This is a genomic window from Microcystis sp. M_OC_Ca_00000000_C217Col (assembly GCF_007095585.1).
Taxonomy (GTDB): domain Bacteria; phylum Cyanobacteriota; class Cyanobacteriia; order Cyanobacteriales; family Microcystaceae; genus Microcystis; species Microcystis panniformis.
Genome location: NZ_SFBV01000332.1, coordinates 1 through 5498 on the forward strand (window position 1 = coordinate 1; position 5498 = coordinate 5498).

Genomic DNA, 5498 nt, shown 5'->3' on the forward strand with positions numbered 1-5498 from the left:
CCCTAAGCCGAGTTTTCAAGGTGCTGCGCCGTCCACTTGGTTTTCGAGACTGGCCTTTTAATTCTAACGTAAAGCCAACCTAGAACGGCGGGGTTTCAGACCCAAAATTTCCGATGACTAAACACCGATTAAATCTAACGAAGGTGCAAATAGGCCGCCTCTGCTTCCAATTGACGCACTAAAGCTTCATTTCCCTGCGCTCTAGCCACTTCCAGTCGGTGTTGTAAATTTCTGCGGAGTGTTTCCCTATGAGCGACGGCGGCTTGTGTTAGGACTTGCTGACGATTTTTGTTCATGATGGACAGACTTTTGAGCGACTTAACTTACCTTATATCTAAATCATAACATTCTCCTTGGTAAACTGTATCTTTAGCTACTGAATTTGGCGTTAAGATTTATTAACGGTGTTGGCAACCCTAGGGACAAGTCAATGACGGAACAGGCACTAATAACCCTTACTAGCGATTTTGGACTACAGGACGGTTATGTGGGCATTATCAAGGGAGTAATCGCGGGAATTGCCCCCCATGCTCGCACGATCGATCTGAATCATCAAATTTCGCCCCAAGACCTTTACGCTGGTCGTTTTGTCCTCCTGAATGCCTATCAATATTTTCCCCAAGGCACTATTCATCTGGCAGTTATAGATCCAGGGGTGGGAAGCAAAAGACGCGGGGTAGGGATTCGTTTTGCCGGTGGTTATTTAGTCGGGCCAGATAATGGTTTATTTAGTGGTATTTTAAGCCAATCTCCCGCTATATCTGCCGTTAATCTCAATAATTCTTCCTATTGGCGCACCCCTAACCCTAGTACGACTTTTCACGGTCGGGATATTTTTGCTGCTGTGGCCGCTTATTTGGCCCGGGGAGTACCCCTAGAAATGTTAGGTGAGATGATTGATCCCGATAGCTTGCAACAATTAGCGATCGCTGTTCCGCAAATCGAGGAAGATAAAATCAGGGGTCAAATTCAATATATTGACATTTTCGGCAATTTAATCAGCAATATTCCCGATTATCTCCTAGAAGGAAAAAATTGGTCAGTGCAGTTAGGACAAAAAATTATCCCCACAAAAAACACCTACAGTGATGTTCCTTGGGGGGAAATAGTCGCTTTTATCGGTAGTCACGGGGGGTTAGAAATTGCCGTCAATAGTGGGAGCGCCCAAAAGCAATTACACCTAAATATTGGCGATGCGATCGAGGTTAGAATAGATAGGAGTCAGTGATCAGTGATCAGTGATCAGTTATCAGTGATCACCGATCAGATTTGAGTTTTAAGGGTTCTTAGTTACTTGATATAGTTTGATCGGGTGGCATAAATCCACTAAATCCTTATCTGGCAAGAGACTTAATTGATTAGTTCGTTCTAGATCAAAAACAATTGACAAAAATTGCCTAAGATGTTTCTCTATAAGGGTTTCATCCCTTATAACCCCCGTCTATTGCATAACACAAACCGAAGAACCGTTTTAAGTTCACTGATAACTGATAACTGATAACTGATAACTGATAACTGATAACTGATAACTGATATAGCCTTTTAATCAATTCTCATACTGATATCTAACCAAGTAGAACGGGTAATCGGGGCGCTAGTAGAAATATAATCTACTCCTGTTTCGGCAACGTTGCGAATGCGATCGAGGGTAATATTTCCCGATGCTTCTATTTTGGTTTTACTATTAAAATTGCGGATCATCTCCACAGCAGTTTGCATCATCTCTAAATCCATATTATCTAACATAATGATCTCTACCTGCTGCTGCAGAGCTTGATTCACTTCTTCTAATTGACTGGTTTCTACCTCAATTGTGAGAGGATAGGGCATATTTTGCCGTACACGAAGCACTGCTTCCTCGATGCTGCCGGCTGCTTGAATATGATTATCTTTAATCATAATTGCATCATCTAACCCCAAACGATGGTTAATAGCGCCACCGATACCGGAGGCATATTTTTCTAAAATTCGCAATCCGGGGGTAGTTTTGCGAGTATCCACCAATCTTGTCGATAAATCGGCAATTTTCTCCACATATTTGCGAGTTTCACTAGCAATCCCACTCAAGCGCATGGCAAGATTTAAAGCGACTCTTTCCCCGATTAACAACGCATCGAAGGAACCTTCTATCTCGGCAATAACTTTAGACTTGGGGCAGAATTCCCCCTCGGCAACGGTGGGGGTAAAGTGAATAGTGGGGTTAAGTAGTTGAAAAACTCTTTCAGCTACGGGTAAACCAGCAATAACTCCCGCTTCCTTGGCAATCCAACTAGCTTGACCGATTTTAGCATGACCGAAGAAAATTGCTTGGGTGGTGCGATCGCCTCTACCGAGATCTTCTCGTAACCAGTTTTCTAACAAGGGATCAAGAACTAATAGGGGCGGTAACATAGAATTTATCGAAACAATCGGGACGTATTTATTTTAAGTCTAGGAATGTTTGACATTTTTGTAAACTTTCTTTAATCGAAACTTATCCCTTCATAGATTAACTCGATCGCACAGTGAAAATCGAGACTAGATAGAATAATTTCTTCCCCTTGACTATAAGCGCAGTAAAACCAAATTTTATCTTCACCGCGACGATAAACCTCAACACTGATCGATTCAGGATCGACTAAAACGTATTCTTGTAAACTAGGAATCTGACGATAATATTGTAACTTTTTAGTGCGATCATAGTTTCCTGTGCTGGGGGAAAGCACTTCAATAATCACTTGTGGATGTTGAATAAAATTACGAGATTGTCTATCCCTAAAATCGCAACTAATCACCAAATCGGGATAAAAATAACGACTATTATTAGCTTGTACTTTCGCATCAGATACATTGACTCGACAGCCTCGCGGACGGAGATGAAATCTTAAAGCAGTGTAAAAATTCAAGGTAATATCATTATGGGGCAGACTACCCCCAGTCATGGCGATAATTTCCCCATCAATGTATTCATGGCGCAATTCCTGTGTAGCTTCCCATTCTAGATACTCTTCCGGGGTCATTCTTTCTGGGTATTGAGGTTGAGCGATCATTTTTCTTTTTCCTTGTCAACTAACTAAATTAATATCCCATTTCCTTTTTATGTTATACCATTTTCTCAGCCAAAGATTGAAGAATAGTCATAATTAAGCGGCGACTGATTACCCTAATGATAAGATGGAGAGAGAAAGCATTATTGTCGCAGGTCGCTAAGATGACGAAAACAGTTGCCGATATCATGACTCCCAATCCCATCACCGTCACCGCTAACACTTCTCTGTCCGAAGCAGTGAAGATTTTGGCCGAAAAGCGGTTTAGCGGTTTACCCGTGGTGGATGACAATATGCGACTGATTGGGGTTATCTCCGAAACTGACCTTATGTGGCAGGAAACGGGAGTAGAAGCTCCTCCTTACATTATGCTCCTCGATAGCGTCATCTATCTACAAAATCCTAGCCGTCACGAGAAATTACTCCATAAAGCTCTCGGTCAAACCGTGGGGGAAGTAATGACCGATAAACCTATTAGTATCACGGCTGATCGCCCTTTGAAAGAAGCGGCCTCGTTAATGTATGATCGTCATGTGCGTCGTTTACCGGTGATTGAGGAAGAAACCCACAAAGTAATTGGTATTATCACCCGCGGCGATATCATTCGCGATATGGCAAAATCGGAAGCATAATGGCTTTTCTAGGGCAAAAATTAACTAAAAGGTCTTGAACAAATGAATCAATCTCAGGAAACGGTTACTTATTCCCTAGAAACTATCTTGATGCGGATGGAGGGAAAAATCGATTCGTTACAAAAAGATGTGACGGATTTAAAGGTAGGACAAGCGGTGTTAACGGGAAAAGTTGAGGGAATAGAAAATCGACTAAACTCATTAGAAGGAAACCAAAAATATCAGGTTTGGGCATTAATTGTCCTCTTAGCTGGGGCAATTGTGAAAACTTTTTTTTCCCTCGATCCCCCCTTAATAAGGGGGCATCTGATAATTTTTAACGCCTACCTACTTAAATTCTTATTTCCCTGGCAATTTCTCTAAAAACTATCAGAATGAAGCGCCGTCAATTTTTCATTAATTCCGCCCTAACTGCTGTTAGTTTTTCCCTAATTCCTAGAAAAGTTGTTAGTAATAATTTTCCTCTAATTAAACCGCCACATCTACAACCGGGGGACGGAGTGGGTATTATTAGTCCGGCGGGGGCAACTTTTAAAGAAGATGATTTAAATATAGTTATCGAAGCAGTTAAAGCTTTAAAATTAGTCCCAAAAGTTGGTCAATACGCTTTAGATCGTTATGGTTATCTAGCTGGTAAAGATAGGGAGCGAGCCTCGGATATAAATCGATTTTTTGCCGATGATAATATTGCCTTAATTTTACCAATTCGCGGCGGTTGGGGAAGCTCTCGTTTATTGCCTTATCTCGACTACGATTTAATTCGTCGTCATCCGAAAATTATCTGTGGTTTTAGTGATATAACCTCTTTATTGTTGGCTATTTATGCCAAAACTGGTTTAGTTACTTTCCATGCTCCTAATGGCTTTTCTAGTTGGCGCAGCGCTCAAACTGAAAGCTTTCGACGGGTTTTATTTTCTGGGGAAAAGTTGACTTTTAGAAATCTTCCCGATCCCGATGATGCTAATCGTTTAATGCAGGTAAAAAATCGCATTCAAACTATTACTAAAGGTCAAGCAAAAGGTAAATTAATCGGTGGTAATTTAACCACTTTAGCCTCAATAGTTGGCTCTCCCTATCTACCTAATTTTAACGGAGCTATACTATTTTTAGAAGATATTGGTGAAGATGTTTATGAAATTGACCGCCTGTTAAATCAATTAAAATTAGCGGGAATTTTCGATAATTTATCTGGGTTTATCTTCGGTCAATGTAGCAACTGTAGCGCCGATAGTGACTATGGTTCCCTGACTTTAGAAGAAGTGATCCGAGAATATATTCAACCCTTAAAAATTCCCGCTTGTTTAGGTTTAATGATCGGACATTTGGAGATTATTGAAACTATTCCCATCGGTATTGAGGTAGAATTTGATGCTAATCGGGGAACAATTACTATGTTAGAATCAGCGGTTAATAACTAGGGTTTGCTGAATAAATCTAAAAACCTTTTTGGATAAGGCTTTTAGACTTTTTTCCCCTCAAAAAGTGCTGACCATTGGAGTGATCGGGGGTAAAATTCCTGGACTTTTTCCCTGAAAATTAGATAACTGACTATCTCAAAATCGGTAAAACCCTACACCCCACACCCCACACCCCACACCCCACACCCTGCCTCCACCAACAAACTTTTTCAGCAGCTCCTATATTAATTTTTGGGGTACTGATAAGTAGTTGGAAAAAAGTAAAGTTAACTGTGGGGTAAGGAGTCAGTCCCGATGAAAAAATTTTGGCGTTGCTGAATTAAGCTATGAATCAGTAAGGAATAGGCACTTCTTGAAACTTCAGATAATGAATTAATAAACGAATAGAGTATCCTAACATTTCTGTAGACTTAGAATAGCAG

General features: G+C 40.7%; 7 protein-coding genes and 2 pseudogenes. 4 read left to right on the forward strand and 5 right to left on the reverse strand.

Annotated elements, in window-relative coordinates; translation table 11 throughout:
• Positions 1–134: 134 nt before the first annotated feature.
• Positions 135–296, reverse strand: coding sequence for an arginine synthesis PII-interacting regulator PirA (pirA, locus tag EWV66_RS21370; protein ID WP_002765458.1), 162 nt, complete (start codon positions 294–296; stop codon positions 135–137).
• Between the two features lie 134 nt (positions 297–430).
• Here pirA and EWV66_RS21375 point away from each other — a divergent pair, with 134 nt between their 5' ends.
• On the forward strand, positions 431–1228 hold the full coding sequence (locus EWV66_RS21375; RefSeq protein WP_052277508.1) for an SAM hydrolase/SAM-dependent halogenase family protein: 798 nt from the start codon (positions 431–433) through the stop codon (positions 1226–1228).
• Positions 1229–1421: 193 nt separating this feature from the next.
• Here EWV66_RS21375 and EWV66_RS21380 read toward each other — a convergent pair whose 3' ends face one another.
• The 3 genes from EWV66_RS21380 to EWV66_RS21390 form a co-directional block, all read right to left on the reverse strand.
• Positions 1422–1550 carry a hypothetical protein gene (locus EWV66_RS21380; protein ID WP_283160200.1) on the reverse strand — a complete coding sequence of 43 codons (129 nt, stop codon included), beginning with the start codon at positions 1548–1550 and terminating at the stop codon, positions 1422–1424.
• Positions 1543–2391 carry a carboxylating nicotinate-nucleotide diphosphorylase gene (gene nadC, locus EWV66_RS21385; RefSeq protein WP_052277507.1) on the reverse strand — a complete coding sequence of 283 codons (849 nt, stop codon included), beginning with the start codon at positions 2389–2391 and terminating at the stop codon, positions 1543–1545. Before nadC ends, EWV66_RS21380 begins: the two co-directional genes overlap by 8 nt.
• 71 nt (positions 2392–2462) lie before the next feature.
• The gene (locus EWV66_RS21390) at positions 2463–3029 is read right to left on the reverse strand and encodes a Uma2 family endonuclease (RefSeq protein WP_004162239.1); all 567 of its coding nucleotides are present in this window, start codon (positions 3027–3029) and stop codon (positions 2463–2465) included.
• Positions 3030–3190: 161 nt separating this feature from the next.
• On the opposite strand from EWV66_RS21390, the gene EWV66_RS21395 reads away from it, so the two are divergent.
• The 3 genes and pseudogenes from EWV66_RS21395 (at position 3191) to EWV66_RS21405 (ending at position 5076) form a co-directional block, all read left to right on the forward strand.
• Complete coding sequence (locus tag EWV66_RS21395) at positions 3191–3658, forward strand: CBS domain-containing protein (protein WP_012265148.1); 468 nt, start codon at positions 3191–3193, stop codon at positions 3656–3658.
• 42 nt (positions 3659–3700) lie between these two features.
• Positions 3701–3949: pseudogene (locus tag EWV66_RS21400) on the forward strand (hemolysin XhlA family protein); the annotation flags it as partial.
• 83 nt (positions 3950–4032) lie between these two features.
• Complete coding sequence (locus EWV66_RS21405) at positions 4033–5076, forward strand: S66 peptidase family protein (protein WP_072927446.1); 1044 nt, start codon at positions 4033–4035, stop codon at positions 5074–5076.
• A 331-nt stretch (positions 5077–5407) separates the two neighbouring features.
• On the opposite strand, the pseudogene EWV66_RS21410 reads toward EWV66_RS21405, so the two are convergent.
• Positions 5408–5498 (reverse strand): annotated as a pseudogene (locus tag EWV66_RS21410) (IS1 family transposase); the annotation flags it as partial.